Source organism: Phaeobacter piscinae, from assembly GCF_002407245.1.
GTDB lineage: Bacteria > Pseudomonadota > Alphaproteobacteria > Rhodobacterales > Rhodobacteraceae > Phaeobacter > Phaeobacter piscinae.
The window spans coordinates 49,930-68,465 of record NZ_CP010685.1 but is presented as its reverse complement, the minus strand read 5'-3'; the positions used below and the strand labels follow the sequence as shown (position 1 = coordinate 68,465).

The 18,536-nt window shown below is 63.4% G+C and carries 9 protein-coding genes and 1 pseudogene; 4 read left to right on the top strand and 6 right to left on the bottom strand.

What is annotated here, in order from left to right; all coding sequences use genetic code 11:
• Positions 1 to 249: 249 nt before the first annotated feature.
• The 5 genes from phaeop14_RS19340 to phaeop14_RS19320 all read right to left on the bottom strand — a co-directional run bounded on the left by phaeop14_RS19340 (position 250) and on the right by phaeop14_RS19320 (position 8,331).
• Positions 250 to 1,653 (bottom strand): HlyD family type I secretion periplasmic adaptor subunit, encoded by a 1,404-nt coding sequence (locus tag phaeop14_RS19340; protein ID WP_096790660.1) that lies wholly within the window; start codon positions 1,651 to 1,653, stop codon positions 250 to 252.
• Positions 1,650 to 3,407, bottom strand: a complete 1,758-nt coding sequence (locus phaeop14_RS19335) for a type I secretion system permease/ATPase (RefSeq protein WP_096790659.1) — start codon at positions 3,405 to 3,407, stop codon at positions 1,650 to 1,652. Before phaeop14_RS19335 ends, phaeop14_RS19340 begins: the two co-directional genes overlap by 4 nt.
• A gap of 162 nt (positions 3,408 to 3,569) precedes the next feature.
• Positions 3,570 to 5,885 carry a calcium-binding protein gene (locus phaeop14_RS19330; RefSeq protein ID WP_096790658.1) on the bottom strand — a complete coding sequence of 772 codons (2,316 nt, stop codon included), beginning with the start codon at positions 5,883 to 5,885 and terminating at the stop codon, positions 3,570 to 3,572.
• Positions 5,886 to 6,265: 380 nt separating this feature from the next.
• Positions 6,266 to 7,168 (bottom strand): hypothetical protein, encoded by a 903-nt coding sequence (locus phaeop14_RS19325; protein WP_040179233.1) that lies wholly within the window; start codon positions 7,166 to 7,168, stop codon positions 6,266 to 6,268.
• Entirely contained in the window at positions 7,165 to 8,331 is a 1,167-nt protein-coding gene (locus phaeop14_RS19320) for a helix-turn-helix transcriptional regulator (RefSeq protein ID WP_096790666.1), read from the bottom strand. Before phaeop14_RS19320 ends, phaeop14_RS19325 begins: the two co-directional genes overlap by 4 nt.
• 399 nt (positions 8,332 to 8,730) lie before the next feature.
• Between phaeop14_RS19320 and phaeop14_RS19705 the strand changes: the two genes are divergently transcribed.
• Together phaeop14_RS19705 and phaeop14_RS19310 are read left to right on the top strand one after the other, a co-directional pair.
• The gene (locus tag phaeop14_RS19705) at positions 8,731 to 8,898 is read left to right on the top strand and encodes a hypothetical protein (protein WP_158524493.1); all 168 of its coding nucleotides are present in this window, start codon (positions 8,731 to 8,733) and stop codon (positions 8,896 to 8,898) included.
• A 400-nt stretch (positions 8,899 to 9,298) separates the two neighbouring features.
• Positions 9,299 to 9,948, top strand: a pseudogene (locus tag phaeop14_RS19310) (helix-turn-helix transcriptional regulator).
• A gap of 23 nt (positions 9,949 to 9,971) precedes the next feature.
• Here phaeop14_RS19310 and phaeop14_RS19300 read toward each other — a convergent pair.
• Positions 9,972 to 11,216 (bottom strand): glycosyltransferase family 4 protein, encoded by a 1,245-nt coding sequence (locus phaeop14_RS19300; protein WP_040175786.1) that lies wholly within the window; start codon positions 11,214 to 11,216, stop codon positions 9,972 to 9,974.
• Positions 11,217 to 11,527: 311 nt separating this feature from the next.
• Between phaeop14_RS19300 and phaeop14_RS19295 the strand changes: the two genes are divergently transcribed.
• Together phaeop14_RS19295 and phaeop14_RS19290 are read left to right on the top strand one after the other, a co-directional pair.
• Positions 11,528 to 13,537 (top strand): polysaccharide pyruvyl transferase family protein, encoded by a 2,010-nt coding sequence (locus phaeop14_RS19295; protein ID WP_096790656.1) that lies wholly within the window; start codon positions 11,528 to 11,530, stop codon positions 13,535 to 13,537.
• A gap of 402 nt (positions 13,538 to 13,939) precedes the next feature.
• On the top strand, positions 13,940 to 18,331 hold the full coding sequence (locus phaeop14_RS19290; RefSeq protein WP_096790655.1) for a non-ribosomal peptide synthetase: 4,392 nt from the start codon (positions 13,940 to 13,942) through the stop codon (positions 18,329 to 18,331).
• Positions 18,332 to 18,536: the final 205 nt, after the last annotated feature.

The window sequence follows — 18,536 nt, the reverse complement described above, 5'->3', positions numbered from 1 at the left end:
GGCAGGGCGGGCCGCTGCCTCCTTTGTCAGAGCCACATATGCCCTCAGATATAGGTCAGCATTCCTGTCTAAATGTTTCGCGTGCGAAACATTTGGTCCGAACCGGACCTAATTTTCAACGCGCCGCCAGAGGGTGTTTGCCCACATAAAGACCCGCCCGGCCAGGGGCCAGGCGGGACGAAAGGATGGCTGATCAGGTCCCCCCCCAGGTATGAAACGCCAGACGTCTTACCGGCCGCGCATCCCTGATCAGCCACTCCCCTCTCTCAAGGCGTTCGACATGCTGCGCAGCACCGGGCTGAGCAGGTAATCCGCCAATGTCTGCCGGCCTGTCTCGATCATCGCCTGCGCGGGCATGCCGGGCAGGGTTTTGACATTGGGCAGCGCCGCCAGCTCTTCGGGCGGAATGCGGATGTGAACGCGGTAATAGGGAATGCCGCTGTTGAGATCGGCGATACTGTCAGCGGCCACCATCACCACCTCACCTTTCACCGGCGGGGTGGAGCGGAAACTATAGGCGGTGAGCTGCACCCGGGCCTGCCCGCCGGTCACCACCTCGTCAATGTCGGTGGGCGAGACGCGGGTTTCGACAATCAGATCGCTGCCCGAGGGCACCAGCTCCAGCACATTCTCGCCGGGGTCCAGCACCTGGCCCAGGGTGTTGATGGAGAGTTCCACCACCCGGCCGGCCTGCGGTGCGCGGATGGTCTGGCGCTCCAGCACATCCTCCGCCGCATCCAGCCGCTGGCGCAGATCCAGAATGCGTTCCTGCACCAGCTGGGTTTCGCTGGAAATCCGGTTCACCGTATCGCGGTGCACCTGCAGGATGCGTTCTTCGGTCTCGGCGATGCGCACCTGGATATTCTCGCTGTCGCTTTCCAGCGCGCCAAAGGTGCCCATCAGCCCGGTTTCCTGCAGCTGCCGGTCGCTGAGCCGGGTTTTGGGCACCAGCCCTTTTTCATAGAGCTTGTGCAGATCGGCGACCTCGCCTTTGATCAGGGTCAGCTGATCCTCGATAGCGGTGATCCGCGCCCGCCGCCCGTCGAGCTGCTTGCCCAGCTGAGAAATCCGGTCGCGCAGGATCTGCACCTGCCCCTCATACAGCGCGCGGTTGCTGGCAAAGACATCGCGCTGCACCTCAAACAGGGAGATCAGCTGCGGATCTGCGGCCATCAGCTGGTCCAGCTCTGCCGGGATCTCGATCTGATCGGTCTCGGCCAGTTCGGCCTGCAGCCGCGCCTGCTGGGCCAGAAGGCTGGCCATCTGGCTGGTCAGAATGGCGTGGCTGGCGCGCATCCGGCGCCCGTCCAGCACCGCGATCACCTCACCCTCGGCCACCATGTCGCCCTCGGCCACATTGATCTCGCGGACGATGCCGCCCTCCAGATGCTGCACGCTGAGCCGGTCGCCCGCCACGGTAAATTCCCCCGCAGCCACCACGGCGCTGGTCAGCTCGGCTTTGGTGGCCCAGAACACCAGACCGCCAAACAGGCCAAAGCCGCAGACCAGCATCCACAGCACCAACTGGCGCACGCGGGTGGGCGGGGTGCGGGGCAGGGTGAAGCCATCGGGCATCAGGTCCTGAAAACCCCGGCTCATGTCAATCTCGCTGCCCCTGCGGGGCACCAGGTCTCTGCTGTCGCTGCGGCTCATGACTGGGCTCCTTCTGCGACACTGGCGTCAGCCCCGGTCCGGGCCTCACGGTGCGGCGTCAAATTGGTCACTTTGGGATCGCTCTGTGTCCGGCTCATCGGCTGGGCGGCGGCCTCGATGATCTGGCGGGCCTCGCCAAAGCGGGCGATGCGCCCCTCCTGCACCAGCGCGGCATGGCTGACCCGGCGCAACAGGTTGAGCCGATGGGTCACCACCACCACGATGGCGCCACGGGCGCAGGCCTCCTCAATGGCGGCGGCCAGCGCCTCTTCGCCTTCAGGATCGAGGTTGGCATTGGGTTCATCCAGCACGATCAGCTTGCGCTCCCCAAAGAAGGCGCGTGCCAGACCGATCCGCTGGCGCTGGCCTGCGGAGAGGAAGCTGCCGCGCGGGCCGACCTCGGCGTTATAGCCACCGGGCAGGGCCAGGATCAGCTCATGCACCCGCGCCAGTTTGGCAGCGGCCACCACATCCGAGGGTTTGGCGCTCGGATCCATCATGGCGATGTTTTCGGCAATGGTGCCGCGGAACAGCTCCACCTGCTGCGGCAGAAAGCCGATGTGGCGCCCGATCTGTTCAGGGTCCCAATCGGTGAGGGCGGCATCATCAATGCGCACATGGCCCCGCACCAGCGGTTGCAGCCCTACCAGCGCGCGGGCCAGCGTGGTCTTGCCAGCCCCCGACGGGCCGATCAGCCCCAGCGCATGACCCGGTTGCAGCGACAGGGTAACATCCAGCAGCAGCGGATCCTGCCGCCCCGGCAGCACCACGGTGGCATTTTCCACCGACAGCCGCCCGCTGGGTTCGGGCAGTTCCATCCGGTCGCTGGTGTCCTCGGCATGGGCCAGCAGCAGGTTCAGCCGCTCCATGGCGCTGCGCGCCTTCAGCAGGGCGCGCCAGCCGGCGATGGATTGCTCCACCGGCGCTGCCGCCCGGCCCAGAAGGATCGAGGAGGCAATCATCAGACCTGGTGTCAGCTGGTTGTTGATCACCAGGACCACGCCCACGCCCAGCACCGCGATCTGCAGCCCCATGCGCACGGTCTTGGCCAGCGAGGTCATCAGCGCAACCCGGTCGGTGACCAAGGTGCCAAAGAGGATCGCGGTAAAGGCGCGTCCGCGCCAGCGGCCGATCTGGGCAGAGGTCTTGCCCATGGCGTGGATGATCTCGGCATTGACCATCATTTCCTCAACCGCGGCATTGGTTTCGCGAGCGGCCTCCTCAGAGGTCTTGCCCGGGGCCCGCCCCATCAGCTCACTCATCACCCCCAGCCCCAGCAGGACCAGCAGCCCCGCCACCGAGACCAGCCCCAGAACCGGGCTGAACACAAAGATCAGCGCGATGAACAGCAGCGACCAGGGCGCATCCAGAAGCGCGATGAACACCGGGCTGGTGACAAAGCCGCGCAGATCCTGAATGTCGCGGATCGGTTCCGCCGTGCGCAGCTTTGCAGGCAGGTTGCCGCTGATCATGCCCTGCAGCACCGCCGGGCTCAGCCGCGCCTCCAGCCGCGAGCCGAGGCGGGCGACGAGGCGTTGGCGAATGACATCAAAGAGAAAAAAGAACACCAGCGCGATCGCCGCGCCGGTGGTCAAAGCAATCAAGGTTGGCATGCTGCCCGAAGCCATGACCCGGGCAAACAATTGCAACATGTACAGCGGCGCTGTCAGGACAAGCAGGTTAACAAAGATACTCGCTACAAAAATTGAGGTGATGACACCCCGTTGTCCGTCAAAGACCCGTTTCGTCTTCATACCCGTGACCCCCCGGTTGCACGATGTGAAGTTACTGAAGCTGGCAGATCAGCGCCCTGGTCCAAGGTGGCAATCCTTGGCCGGGGACCAAATCGCTGTCCTGAACCAGGGCTAGACCCCCCCGGATGGCGGCCGCCACCCGGGAGGATCATTCCTTATGGCTCAGATGGTGTGACCCCAGATGTTGTCATAGCTGTCATCAAAGCCGTCATCGCTGGCGACAACGCGGATGGCTTCGTAGCTGCCGGCATCACCTGTGGTGATCGCATTGATGCCAACACCGCCGGAGGGCAGGGCGTCCTGTCCCAGGGAGGTGAAGCCGTTGACATTGGTCAGACCTTTGATGACCACAGTGGCGCCACCAATGGAAATGGTGGTGTCGGTGCCATTATCCATCACGCTGGCCGCGCCATCGAGAGCCGTAAACGCAGCCCCGTCTGAGGTGCCGGTGCCACCGCCGGTATTGGTGACGCGGAAGGCCAGCACATCGTGGTCTTCATCAATGTCAAAGTCATTGATGCAGTCGGTGCCATCGCCGGAGCTGAAGCTTGCACCATCCCAGTCCAGATCGATGATGAAGACATCCTTGCCGTTGCCACCGGTCAGATCGTCATCTCCCGCGCCACCTTTCAGGTAGTCGTTGAAGTTGCCGGCCCCGCCATGCAGCGTGTCATTGCCTTCACCGCCGTCCAGGAAGTCATGGCCACGGCCACCATCCAGATTGTCATCGCCAACTTCGCCATAGAGGCAGTCGTTGCCGGCGTCGCCGTTCAGGTCGTCTTTGCCGTTGCCGCCCAGAAGGACGTCATCGCCATTGCCGCCGTTCAGCTCATCGGCGCGCTTATCCCCCATCAGCAGGTCGTCGCCATCATCGCCGTTGACAGTGTCTTCACCGTCGCCGCCGCTCATGACGTCATTGCCGGTGCCACCATTCATCAGGTCATTGCCATGACCGCCATACATGGTGTCATTGCCGGCGTCGCCGTTCAGTGTATCGGCCTGGTTGTTGCCGTAGATCAGGTCATCGCCATCGCCGCCATTGACGGTGTCGTTGCCTGAGTTGCCGAACAGCACATCGTCGCCAACATTGCCGTGGACGCAGTCATCGCCTTCGTTGCCATAGAGCGTGTCATTGCCCTGGTTGCCATAAAGACGGTCCCGACCGGTGCCGCCAAAGCCGAGGTCGAAGCCACGGCCACCGATGATGACATCATTGCCGGCTTCGCCGTACATGGTGTCATGGCCAGAGCCACCGCGAATGCGGTCATTGCCGGATTCGCCATAGTCGTAAGGCGTGTAGCAGTCCGGGCAATCAACGCCGCGCAGATCGTTTTCATTGCTGGTGTGGAGGGCTTCAACGGCTGTTTGGTCGTCGTCGTCGTCGCAGCAACTCCAGTCAATGTCATAGCCGTCGACCCGGGCATGGTCACCAAAGATCAGGTCCCCCTGGGCCCCGCCTTCGAGCACATCATTGTTGCTGCCGCCGCGGATCGTGTCCTTGCCAGCATCCCCGTTGACGTCGTCACGGCCTTCGCCACCATCCATCAGGTCACGGCCACGGCCGCCCTGCATCAGATCGTCGCCGGTCTCGCCGAACATGGTGTCACGGCCACCCTGACCATCCATGGTGTCATGGCCAGAGCCACCCAGCATGCAGTCATGGCCATCTTCATTGGGGCCTTTGCCAACCGGACCGCTGTCAGCACCAAAGTCGAGATCGTCGCCCTGCGCCTGACGTTCGTCACCGAACATCTCGTCATCGCCGGAGCCACCAATCACCAGGTCGTCACCAAGACCACCGGCCATACGGTCATCACCGCCCTGACCGTTCATCCGGTCATTGCCGCCACGGCCATACATGGTGTCGTCGCCGTCAAAGCGGGTCTCGCCGGACTGTCCGCGGTCACCCCACATCCAGTCATCGCCACCTTCGCCGTCCATGCAGTCGTCGCCCAGATCGCCATAAAGGTAATCGCCGGCGTCGCCGTTGGTCTCGTCGCCGTCAGCATCGTCACCAAAGATCTGGTCGTCGCCATTGCCGCCAAAGACCGTGTCCTGATCCTTGCCACCGAGCAGCGAGTCATTGCCGTTTTCACCGTCAATGTAATCGCAGCCATCGCCGCCATCGATCCAGTCATTGCCGTCGCGGGTCGCATTGGTGCCATTGCCACCATAAAGGGTGTCATTGCCGCCATCGCCGCTGATGGCGTCATTGCCACCGCGGCCTTCGATATAGTCCTGCCCGGACTGACCCTCGAGCCGGTTGTTGCGCGCGTTGCCATAGACCGCATCATTGCCGCCGCCAGCGGCAGCGTTGTCGCCGGCATCATGGTCGTTCAGATTGATGACATTGCCATCGCGACCGCCACGTTCCGTGGTGCCATCGTTGTAATTGGGATTGAACTTGTCATCGCTGAATTCGATTTCGCATTCAGGATTACAGACTTCCCAGTCGGAACCTTCGTCTGGTCTACCCATCTTAAACATCCTCCTAATTAATATACCGGAAGTCTGATGCGCCCCCCGACGCGACCCCCTCTAGAAATCTGACCAGGGAAAATTGGGTGTGGGACCTGGCCAGTGACACAAGACCGCTTGGGTCTCTGATGGTGATTGCACCGCAAATCGGGCGGGGCGGATGCCCCCAAATGGGGACAAATTTTCGTCAAATTGTCGGTTTTCGGGGGCGCTGTGTCAGAGGCATGGCTGGCTCCGCTGCGAGATCTGTGGGACAGGCCGGCAGCCAGACGGGGCCTCTCTACGTGTCTCTGTGCCAGGCAGGGGTTTGGGACAGCGATCCTGCCTGAAAGAGATATGGCGCCCCCGAAAAAGGGAGACTCTTTTGCCTTTGTTAGAGTCTATTCAGATGTGTTATTCAGTAACTGGCCTGGGTCAGCCGTTGTGGTTTCAACAAAGTCGACAAAGCTGGCCCAGTGGATCTGGGCTGCGCTCCAGGCGGTATCGGAGGTGGTGGCGATCCGGCTGTGATAGAGCGTGCCCGCGGCCAGTCCGAGGGCCAGGATCAGGGCCAGACCGCTGCCTGTGGTGATGCCGCGCTTCAGCCGTTGCCCCAGGCTGCGGCGGCGGGTGGCACGATCCTTGGCCAGCACTTTGGCAAAGCTGTCGCGCAGCACCGGCTCCAGTTCGATGCGCAGCGCGCCTTCCATCCGGTTCACCGCCTCTTCCAGCGTGTCCATGCGGGCGCTCAGAACCTTGCGGTCGGCGTCCGCCTTCCGGGTGTACATCTCACCCAGCCCCTCATTGAGGGTGGCAAACATCCCGGTGATCCGCTTGTGCAGTTCGATGAGATCGCCACGGGTGCCCAGCGGCTGGGGACCGCCGCGCAGATGCGCAGCCAGCTGCTCCAGATCGTCCGGAGCCAGAGCCGACCCGGCGGATCCCGTATCTGTCGGACTGGTATCCGTCTGATCTGCTTCCGTCTGGCCCGGATCTGCCGGGTTTTGATCTGGGTGTTGATCTGGGCCGTTTTTGTCTGTGCTGTCCGTGGCGCTCTCCATATGTCTGTCTGAATGTCTGTCTGATGGGGCCTCTGCTGTCTGGGGGGGCTTGTCCCCACCCGTCTCTGAAGTGCCCGCCTCTGAAATCGCGGTGCCGTCCTCTGTGAGATCATCGGAATGGCCATTGGCCTGGGCCGTGCGGCGGGTCTGAGCGGCCAGGGCTGCGGCGCCGATCGAGGCGGAGGTCGGCGCGACCGGTGCGGGTGGCCCCTGGGTGAGGCTCTCATGGGTCACCTTGTTCATGACGCTCTCCCCAGGGAGGCCTGCCAGGTCAGCCGTTGCGCCATTTCGGTGCGCCCGGCGACTTCAAGCTTGGACAGCACCCGCTTGGCATAGGTGTTGAAGGTCTGTTCCTTGATGCCCGCGATATGGGCCGCCTCGCGGTTGGAGAGGCCGAGCTGGATCAGTGCGGCCACCCGGGCCTCGCAGGGGGAGAGGCCCATTTTCTGCGCCAGCATCTCGATCCGCTGCTGGTCGGGCTGGCGCGGCAGGATGGCGACCACCAGGGTATGGCGGGTGTCAGCGCAGAGATAACAGGTGAGCGAGACCGGCAGCCGCATGCCGGTGCTGGCATCCTGCAGGAACAGGATCAGCTCCTGGCTGGCGCGGCCGGCTGGCATGTGGGCGCCGGCGCTGGCCTCGGTGGGTGTTTTGGCGCAGCTTTGCACCGCTGTGTAAAACGCGCGGGTCTCACGGCTGTTGGCACAGCGCAGCACACCGTCGCTGTTGCGCAGCAGGTTGCCCGCCGCCAGCATGTCACAGCCCGCTTCATTGCAATCCAGCAATCGGCCGGCGCCATCCAGCACCAGAACCGCGCTGTCGCTTTTGGTGGAGATGGTCCAGAGCATCGCCTCGGTGGTGTCGCGCGCGGTTTTGGGTTCCGCTGCGCTGGTCAGCATCTCGCGCAGCGCATCCTCGCGGGCCAGCGGCCAGATCGCAGGCAGGATTTCGATGCAATGGGCGTCATGCTGGCTGCCCTCCAGATGCAGCGCGATCCGATCTTCGCTGCCATCGGCAAAACGGCAGGAAAACACCATCCAGCGGCCAGATCTGTGACCCGACCGAAGATCAGAAGCATCCGCGCGCAGGGCGGCAGGATCAAGCCAGTCCGGCCAGCTGTTGGGATTTTCCTGCGGATCATGCAGTTGGGTGCAATGGCAGAGCGATCCGCTGCGCAGAAGGGCCTGCAACGTGCCTTTGCTGCGGCTGTCCTGCTCCAGATCGGCGTGTTTTGCACCGCCGGTCTCGCAGGTGGTCACCAGCAAACGGCTTGGCCCCGCAGAGGCGGGTCCGGTGCAGTCGATCTCAGCTATGGCAGTGGTGGTAATGGATGAAACTTGTCTTTGAAACGATCGCGCAAAAGCGATCTCGCCCGTGTGGATCACGGTGCCCCCGAACTCATTCATGTTGCCCCCCGGCATATCAAAACGAATATGCCCAGCCTAGCATATTGCCGCCGCCGTCAAATTGCGCAGAGGGGGTACCCCTTCGGACGAGGTGGTTTGGGGCTGTCTGGAGATCAACCAGCGGGCGAACCTACCGGACGTTGGGGGTCCATCAATATCTAGCATGTTTACCTAGGGTCACATACAACTCGCAGTATGAGCCATATTTTGGGGTCCCGGTAATATTTATATATTTCAGAGGTTTAAATTATTCCGAGGAGCTGCCTGCTTTGGAGGGGTCTCAGGGAGACCTACCCCAGAAGTGGTAGCGACGGTGTCTGTATCGGAGCAAAGGGGGAGTGATTCCATCTCTGGCGTGAAGGGGCTCCTGGGAAATACCCTCTTAGGTTGCATAAATCCGTGTCATTCGGCACAGAATTAAGGAATTGCCACATCTTTGGAACTGCGCCGCATGAGGATATTCCTGTTGATAAAACAAAAGCCTATATCAAAAACAACACTTTAGGAGGGGCGGATGGTGGCGCCAACATCTATCCAGGAGGTAAGTTTTTTAACAAAAATGGATGAATTTGGGCTATTTTGGAGTGCCGCAGAGCGGCGCAGCGCCGATATGGGCTGCGATTTGAAGGCAGGGGGGCGCGGTATTTGGCCCCGTCATTTTGAAGAGCAGGCCAGTGACACGGGGTTCTTGTTCAGCAGGGGCTTTGACAGGGGTCGGGCAGGCGCAGAGCCATTGTCTTGGCAAGCCGGGTCGGAGACCGGCCATCATCTGATCGAAAGGACAGGACAGACATATAAGACAAGAGCGGGGTGTCATCTGTGACGGGGGTCGCAGTGTTGCCGCGAGGGTCAGGGCGGGAGGTTCCAACCCCGCACCAAAGCCCGGTGAGCTCCCTGTTCCGGAGATCATTCATTAAGACCATCTGATCGTGTTTGGATCAGGTTTTTAAGAGTATGGGGGTATATCATGCCTGTGCATATTGTGGGTGAAAGTCGCTTGTTACGCGACATGTTCCTGGCCATTTGTCAGAGCAACGACTATCAAATCGGGACCTGCTGCGATGAGCTGTCAACGCTCGCGGGGCTGGGGATCGACGATCTGGTTTTATACTACAGCCATGAAACGGGGCCGGAGCTGGTGGAGGAGTTGCGCCAGTTCAAAGAGGGCAATGACGCCTCTCTGCTGATCCTGATCATGGGGCGCGAATGTTCCACCAGCATGCAGACTGCGCTCAGCGCCTATGCTGAGGCGGTGATCCCGCAACGCAAATCCGCCGAGGCGCTGATTGCGGCGCTGCGGGTGAAGCGGTCAGCGGCACACTCAACGGCACACTCAACGGAGCGGCCAACACGGCCTCGGCAGAGGAGGCGCTGGCAGAATACCCGGGGCAGGACCTGCGCCGGATGCCGACCACGGCTGCGGCCTGCGGTCTTTCGGGGCGCGAATGGCTGATCCTGACCAAGCTGATTGACGGCGCCACCAATAAATCCATCGCCAATGAGCTGGGCATCTGCGAGGCCACGGTGAAAGTGCATCTGCGCACCTGTTTTCGCAAAATCGGCGCCAGAAACCGCACCCAGGCCGCGATCTGGGCGTCGGAGCAAATCCTGTCCTGACCACCCCCGGGTGCTGCGGCGGATCAGATCTTCAGCTGCTTGCTGGCGGGCAGGAGCGCGTTGATCTGACGGGCGTGCTCGGGCATGCAGCGGGTCAGGAAATCATAGGTTTCCACCACATGGGCGCGGGCATTGGGGCCCAGATGGGCATAGGCGCCGGGATTGGCCAGCACATCCACCACCTGATCGGCCAGCGCGCCGGGATCAAAGAAATCCACCAGCATGCCGGTTTCATTATGGGTCACCGCCTCGCGCACCGGTTCCACATCAGCCGCGACCACCGTGGCCTGCATCGACATCGATTCCAGCAACGACCAGCTCAGCACAAAAGGCATGGTCAGATAGATATGGCAGCGGCTGATGCGGATGATCTTGCACAGATCGCCGTAAGGCACCCGGCCGAGGAAATGCACCCGGCTCCAGTCGACGCTGTCGCCCAGCTCATCCTCCATCTCGCCACGCAGACCTGCGGGATGGGTGCTTTCGCGCCCGTAAGATGTCTCATTGCCGCCGATCATCAGGATCCGCGCCTTGGGGCGTTCCGACAGGATCTTGGGCAGGGCCCGCATCATCACGTGAAAACCACGGGCGCGTTCCATATTGCGGGCGATATAGGTGATCACCTCATCGTCGCGGCTGAGCGGCTTGGGCAGGCGGCCGAGACCGATGCTGGCCTTGGCATCCGGTTGCAGCCGGTCGGTGCGGATGCCGTCATGGCTGACATAGATCTTGTCGTGAAAACTCTTGGGAAAGCGGTCGCGCTGCCAATAGGTTGGGCTGTGGCCCAGATCGACCACATCGATATTGGCAAAGGGCACGGTGTTGCGGGCATGAGCGAAAAACCCGGCGTGTTCGCCGGGGGGATTTTCCGGATCAAAACCCACCAGACCGCCAGTGGTGCGGTAGAAATATTCAAAGAAGCCAATAATCGGCACATCCGGCCAGACCTCTTTCATAAAGGTCAACTCCCCCCAGCCGGTATGACCGATGATGATATCGGGTTTGAAACCATCTCTGGCCTCCAGCTGGCGCGCGGCGAGGGCGGCGCCAATGCCATTGCCGGCCGCGGCCTCCCAATCCTTGGACAACCCATAGGCATCGGCGGCGGGCTGGTGGTGGCTTTTGTAGGTCGCGGTGGAGACGCCGGGCAGCTTCACATCGTTCCGCTGGGTCAAAAACACGATCTCATGCTCGCCCTGATCGGCCAGCCACTGGATCATCTCCCGGTACTGGCCGGGCATGTTCTGGTGCACAAAGAGAAATTTCATGATCTATCCATGCCGCGAGAGCGCTGCGGGTGCAACCCTTTCGACAGGTGGGCACAGGCACAGATCGCGGGGCAGGGGGCGCGTCAGGGCGAAACCCAGGGCGAAACCATGGGCAGGGTTTCACCACCCGAGCTCTGGGCGCGGTTTTCCGGGCTTGTTCCCAGAGGTCACGGCGCTAACATGCGCGCAACGCAGCAATCCCGGGGGCTGCGGCTGCCGGAGACGCCTTGGCGTGGTTGCCGACCCCCTTTCCCAACAGGCCATGACCCCGGTTTTTACAGGGGCCCATGGTGAGTAACATTTGGTGATATATGAGAATCCTTTTCCACGCTCCCGTGCTTTCGGCCCATCGTCCGGATCCGGCGCTGTCCAGTATCCTGGGCGTGCCACCAACCGTGACGGACACGTTGTTTGGCCTGAAACCGGCGCATAAGCTGACCGGGAATCGCGGCAATATCATTCATGCCGAAGCCCCGGCCCGCAGCCTGCGCAAGGATCCCGAGGGGTCTGCGGTGGGCAATATCGCCAATCTGCAGAAAAACCTCGGCGACGGTTATGCCGAAGTCATGGCCGCGCATTTCGACATGATCGTGGTGTCGCTGGCCAATTTCATCCGCCCCAACCACGATGGCATTCGGTTGTTTTCCGCGCTTGAGGCGCTGGATGGGCGGGTGCCTTTTGTGGTGCTGGGCGCCGGGATGCAGGGCAGCCATGCGTTTGAGGATCTGATGCCGGGCAACCGCGATCTTCTGGCGCTGCTCAATGAGCGGGCCAATCTGTTCGGGGTGCGTGGCACCCAGACGGCAGAGTGGCTGGCGCAGAACGGGCTGGAGAACACCACCGTGCTGGGCTGCCCCAGTCTTTATGTCTATCCGCAGTCGATCATGGCCATTGACGGCACCGCGGCCCAGGCCAAGGGGCGTCGGGCCAATGTGATGACCGCTGGCCATTTCTCCATGCGGGAGGGGGCCATCGTTGAACGCGGCACCGAACTGGCCAAGGCGTTCGACAAGATCGAGGCCTCTTATGTGTTCCAGGATGAGATCTTTGCCTATGGCAAATTCATCAAGGACCGGTTTGGCTATAATGAGGGCAATAACATTGCTCAGCCGGAGATGCTCAATCGCTGGCTGAGCCGCAAATGCGGTCATAAGGTTGATTTCAACCGCTATTACTACTTCTCTGAGGCTGGCGCCTGGCGACAGGCGGCGATGCTGCATGATGTCTATATCGGCGACCGTTTCCATGGTGGCGTGGCGGCCCTGCAGGCGGGCCAGCCGGCGATTTTCCTCAAACATGACAACCGGGTGGCGGAGCTGACCGAACATTTCGGCCTGCCGGCGCTGAACACGCAGAAATTCATGCGCAAGGGTCTGAAGGCGGTGCTGGATGAATATCTGTCGCCCGAGATGCTGGACAAGATGAAGGCGACCTATCGCCAGCGCCACGCCGAATATGTGGCAGCCCTGGCCGAACATGGCCTGGAGGTCGATACCATCGTGCCGGAGGAGCCTCAGCCAGTGCCCGCAGTGGACAGTCGCACCCAGATGGGTGCGATTCGCAGGGCTCAAGATCCCGAAGCCACGCTGCCGGAGGGGCTGTGGCCCACCACCACGCTGACCCCGTCTTATGCCATGCGGCGGCTGCACCCGGAGGGCGCGCGGGAACTGGTGGTCACCTTTGAAGGGGCAGGCCAGGCGCTGGACCGCAAGGATCCCCTGCGTCCGGGTTTTGGTGAACGTTTCCTGATCAAATCCGGCTATGCGGTGCTGTCGGTCTTGCCGCATCAGCAGAACTGGTACCGTCCGCTGGATCTGGAGCAGTATTTCCAGGCACCAGACACCCGCGCCTGGATGGCCGGGTTTGACAAGGTGCATGTGCTGGGCTCCGGCATGGGGGCTTTTGGTGCCATGGCCTTTGCCGATCTGATCGGCGCGGAAAACGTGGTGGCGCTGCAGCCGATCACCACGCTGGCCGAAGATCTGATCCCCGACGAGACCCGGTTCCCGGCTGCGCGCAAGCTGGACTGGAGCGGCGCTTATCGCGATGCCTGCGCGGGCTGTGATACGGCGGCGCGGATCTATGCCATCCATGGCGACCATCCGCTTGATCTGGCCCATGTGACGCGGTTGCGCGATGCCTTCGGGGCGCGGCTGATCAGTGCTGAGCTGTCCCATGACAGCAAGCGCCCGGTGACCCCGTTGCTGCGCGCCAAACGCCGTCTGCCACGGACCGCGCTGACCTGCCTGCGCGGCGGCGACGCGGCGGCGCTGAACGAGGTGCTGGGCGCATTGGTGCAGCACAAAACCCCGGCGGAGTGATCCGCACCCCGCCCGACCGGAACTGTGAACAATAAAGGGCCGCTCTCACGAGCGGCCCTTTATTGTGCATCTGCTCTCTGCAGATATCAGGCCTATATGTTTTTATTTAACATAAGATGGATTAAGGGGTTCTGAGCCATTCACAGGCGCGGGCCGCATGGCTGCGGGTATGAGGCGGCGGGCAGAGATGTGAGTGCAATCCGGTGGTGTTTTGTTGCTTGCCCGTCCCCGGGTCTGGTATCCTTGGGTCTGCGGCGGGGATCATGGGGGTGATCCTGGCCTGAGGGGACCGCTAAAAAGTGGATATTAAGAGTGACGTGATACCCGGGTGATCCGGGGGCGGCACAGCATGAAGAAGTATGGCCCGGGTTGGCCCAAGCCCGGTGTCAGGTAGGGGGCATCATGAGTGATCTTTCGCAGGCCCAGCCACAGGCGCCATCTTCGGCCCAACCCGACGTCCGGGCCGCGACGCAAGCGTCCTTTGAGACTGGCACCGCCCCCCCCGCCGAAGGATCCAGAGAGCGCAACCATGGTCACAGCAGCGGTCAGGAAATCGCGCTGACCCCGATGCAGCAGGGGCTGCTGTATGAAAGCGCCGCCGCGGGCAGACCTTGGGTCAATCTGGAACAGATCGTGGTGCATCTGGACGCCGAAGCGCCAGATCCAAGGGCGCTGCGGCTGGCCTGGCAGCAGGTCTGCGCGCGTCATCCGGTGCTGCGCAGTGCGGTGTTGTGGCAGGGCCGTCCGCTGCCGGTCTTGCAGGTCGCGGATGTGGATGCGGCCACCGATCAGATCAGGGTGGAGACACAGGACTGGCAGGGGCTGGAGGCGGAGGATCAGGCGGAGCGGCTGGAGCAGTTTCTCAGCGAGGATCGCAATCGGGGCTGCGCGCTGGAACAGGCGGTGTCCTGGCGGGTGATGCTGGCGCGGCTGGGGGCGAACCGATCGGTGATGGTCTGGACCATTCACCATGTGCTGGTCGATGGCCGCAGTATGGCGGTGGTGCTGGAAGATGTCTTTGCGGCGCTCATTGGGGGCGAGCTGCCTGCCGCCACGGCGCCTGTGACCGGCTTTGATGCCTTTAGTCCGGCGGTGGCGCAGGTGTCCGAACAGCCGGCCAGCCAGGCGTTTTTCCGGGCGCATCTGGACGGGTTTGAAACCCCGAACCAGATTGCCCGGCTGATCGGGTCGGATGATCGGCCTGCTGTGGCAGCACCGGATGCGGCGGGCCATGGCCGCAAGCAGATCCTGCGGCGGCAGCTGCCGGCTGAGTTGCGCCGCGCGCTGGTGCAGCGGGCCGGTGGGGTTGCGACAGAGAATGACGCAGGACCGGCCACCCTGGCCAATATGATCCATGCCGCCTGGGGGCTGCTGGTGGCGCGCTGGAGCGGCCGGGAAAGCGCTGTCTTCGGGGTCACCCGGTCGGGGCGCTATCTTTTGGAAGGCTGCGGGCGCACGGTGGGCTGTCTGATCAATACGGTGCCCCTGCATCTGCATCTGTCCGGGGCCACAACTGTGGACGGGCTGTTGTCGGCGCTGCGCCGCGATGCGGTGGCGCTGCGCCCGCATGAACAGGCCTCGCTGGCGGATATGCGCCGCTGGTGCGGGCTGCCGGGCAGCGTGCCGCTGTTTGACACCATGGTGATGTTTGAACGCGACAGCCTGAATGCGCGGATGCGCAGCCTGGGGGGAAAGGACGACAGCCCCTGGACCCAGCGCCGGGTGGAGCTGCGCGAAGAGGGGGCGATGCCGCTGACGCTGGCGGTCTATGGTGATGAGCAGCCGCTTTTGATGCTGGAATATGACCCCGAAGTTTTGCCGACCAGCCAGGTGGCGCACATGCTGGACCATCTGTGTCAGCTGCTGCAGAGCCTGGCCACGGCCCCTGCGGATATGGCGCTGCGCGATCTGGAGATGTTGCCGGAGGCCGAGGCGACCCAGCTGTTGCAACAGGGCCGTCCGGATCCGGCGCTGGCGCAGGTTCTGGCGCGGGAGATGGCGGCCGCCCCGCCCTGCATGGCAACCCGGCTGGAGGCCACGGCGGCGCGGATGCCGGAGGCCCCGGCGCTGCAGATGGCCCCCGACGGCGCGGTTCTGAGCCATGCCGATCTACAGGCCCGCGCGGATCGTCTGGCGGTGGTCCTGCAGGCGCGGGGGGCCACGGCCGGGGATATCATCGCCATCTGCCTGCCGCGCAGCCCGGAGTTCATCATTGCCATGCTGGCGGTGCTGAAGGTCGGCGCCGGCTTCCTGCCGGTGGACCCGACCTACCCGGCTGCGGTGATTGCCCATATGTTGCAGGACAGCGGCACCAGGCTGGGCATTGGCGGGCCGGATTACGGCACGGTATCAGGGCCTGATATAGGCTCTGATAAAGGGAAATCTGCACATGGGCACGACGCTGCCCTGACCCCGGAAGGGGTGGTCTGGGTGGCGCCTGATGCGGGGTCTGAGCTATCGGAACAGCCGGACAGGCCGCTGCGGCCTGCCCCGGACCCGGGGCGGCTGGCCTATGTGATCTACACCTCCGGCTCCACGGGAAAACCCAAGGGGGTGCGGGTGCCGATGCGGGCGTTGCTGGCCCATGCCAGCGCCATCACCGCCGCCTTTGAGTTGCAGAGCAGTGACCGGATGCTGCAATTTGCCAGCCTGTCCTTTGATGTGGCCATTGAGGAGGTGCTGCCGAGCCTGTTGGCTGGCGCCTGCGTGGTGCTGCGCGCGCCGGATATGATCGGGGCACCGGGGCTGTTTCTGGACCGGGTGGCGGCGCTGGAGCTGACGGTGCTCAATCTGCCGACCGCCTTCTGGCATGTGCTCTGTGATGTGATGGCCGACAGTGGCCGCAGCCTGCCACCTTCGGTGCGGCTGGTGATCGTCGGCGGCGAGCAGGTCAACCCGCAGTCCCTGGCGCGCTGGCAGCAGCTGGTGCCGGGGGTGCGCTGGCTCAATGGCTATGGGCCGACAGAAACCACCATCACCTGTACGCTGCATGATCCGGGTCTGGATCAGGGCTACCCTGTGAAGGCGCATGAAGATGTCCCCATCGGCCGCCCCACCGCCCATGCCCGCGCCTATGTGCTGGCGGCGGATGGCAGTCTCGCCCCGGCGGGGGTCGCGGGGGATCTGTGGATTGGGGGCCCGGCGGTGAGCGATGGCTATATCGGCCGCCCGGAGGACACCGCAAAGGCGTTTCGACCCGATCCCTTTGCGCCGCAGAATACGGGCGGCGGGCACCACACAAGCTGCCCCGCCGCCCGGATCTATCGCACCGGTGATCGCGCGGCCTGGCGCGGGGATGGCACGCTGGCCTTTCTCGGGCGGCAGGACCGGCAGGTGAAACTGCGCGGCTTTCGCATTGATCTGCGCCATGTGGAGCAGGTGCTGGAGCGCGCCTATCCGCAGCTGCAGGCGCTGGTGGCGGTGCATGGCAAGGACAGCCCGGCGGCGCAGCTCTGCTGTTGGGTGCGGGGCCTTCGGGAGGCCGGAGAAGCTGGCACCGAAGAAAGGGCTGGCGATACCCGCCCGGATCTGGCGGCGCTGCAACAGGTGGTGCAGCGCGATCTGCCCGCCCATATGCGCCCGGCGCTGGTGCCGGTGGCGGCATTTCCCCGCACCGCCGGCGGCAAGATCGACATGGCTGCCCTGCCCGCGCCGACACAGGCCTCAAGCGGCCTGCGCCTGCGCCGCAACGGCGGCGCGGCGCTTGACACCAGCGCCCCGCCCTCGCCACTGGCGCAGCAGCTGATGGCGATGATGGCGGATCTGCTGGGCCAGCCGGATCTGGGCGTGGATGACAGTTTCTATGATCGCGGCGGCCACTCGCTGCTGGCGATGCGGCTGATTGGCCGGATCGAGGCGGAACTGGGCCAGCGGCTGAGCCTGGCGGCGCTGCATCTGACCCCCAGCCCGCGGGCGCTGGCGGACGCGCTGAGCCCGGGAGATGGGGACGGTGACAGCCCGGAAACACCGGAGGGCCACACCCTGCCCGATCACCTGGTGATCATTCAGGACGGTGGCGCGCGCGCGCCGTTGTTTGGCGTTCATGTGCTGGGTCGCAACGAGGAATTCTATCGCCCGCTGGCTGCTGCGCTTGGCCCGGACCAGCCGGTCTATGGGCTGAGCATCGGCCTGTTGGACAGCCGCACCCCCACCGGGGTGCGCGCCACCGCAAAACTGTATCTGGAGGAAATCCAGACCCATTACCCCAGCGGAGTTGTGCATCTGGCGGCAGTGTCCCTGGGCAGTTATTTTGCCTTTGAACTGGCCCGTCAGCTGCTGGCGGCGGGGCGCGACTTGGGATTGGTGGCGCTGTTTGATGCCGAAGGCCCGGCCGGGCGCAGCCGGGTGCAGGGGCGGGCCAGACTGGGCGCCCATCTGGGGCTGCTCCGGCGCATGGGACCGGCCTATCTGGGCCATGTGGCCCGCCACCGGATTGAGACCTTGCGCAACTCCTTTGAACGGCGGCGGCTGGAATGGACCGGCGGCGGTGGCGCGCTGTCGATCGAGGCGCTGATCGCGGCCAACCAGCAATCGGTGGAGCGTTACACGCCGGAACCGCTGGCCACACCGCTGACCGTGTTCCGGGCCGGCGATGATCTCTTTGACAGTCCCGAGGGGCTGCGTCAGGGGCTGGGCTGGGCGCCGGTGGCGGCGGCAGGGTTTGAGCTGATCGAGGTGCCGGGCTCCCATCTGTCGATCCTGCAGGAGCCGAATGTGCAGGATATGGCCCGGCATATGGCCCGCATCATGCAGCGCCCGGATCCGCATGAATCAGGGATCAAAGGACAGGCCTGACCAAGGCGGCAGCGGATCCGCCGTGGATCCTGGATTTTTCTCTGCCCTGATCAGAACAAATCCGCAAAAACACGCCCGCTGGGGGAACAAACTCCCGCTTTGCGGCGTCTGTCATGTGAACCGATCCCCCGCCCGTGGCCTGCCTGCGAACAGGCGGGCTTATTTGCCATGGTCAGTGCCGCGACATCTTGGTCCCCGACGTCAG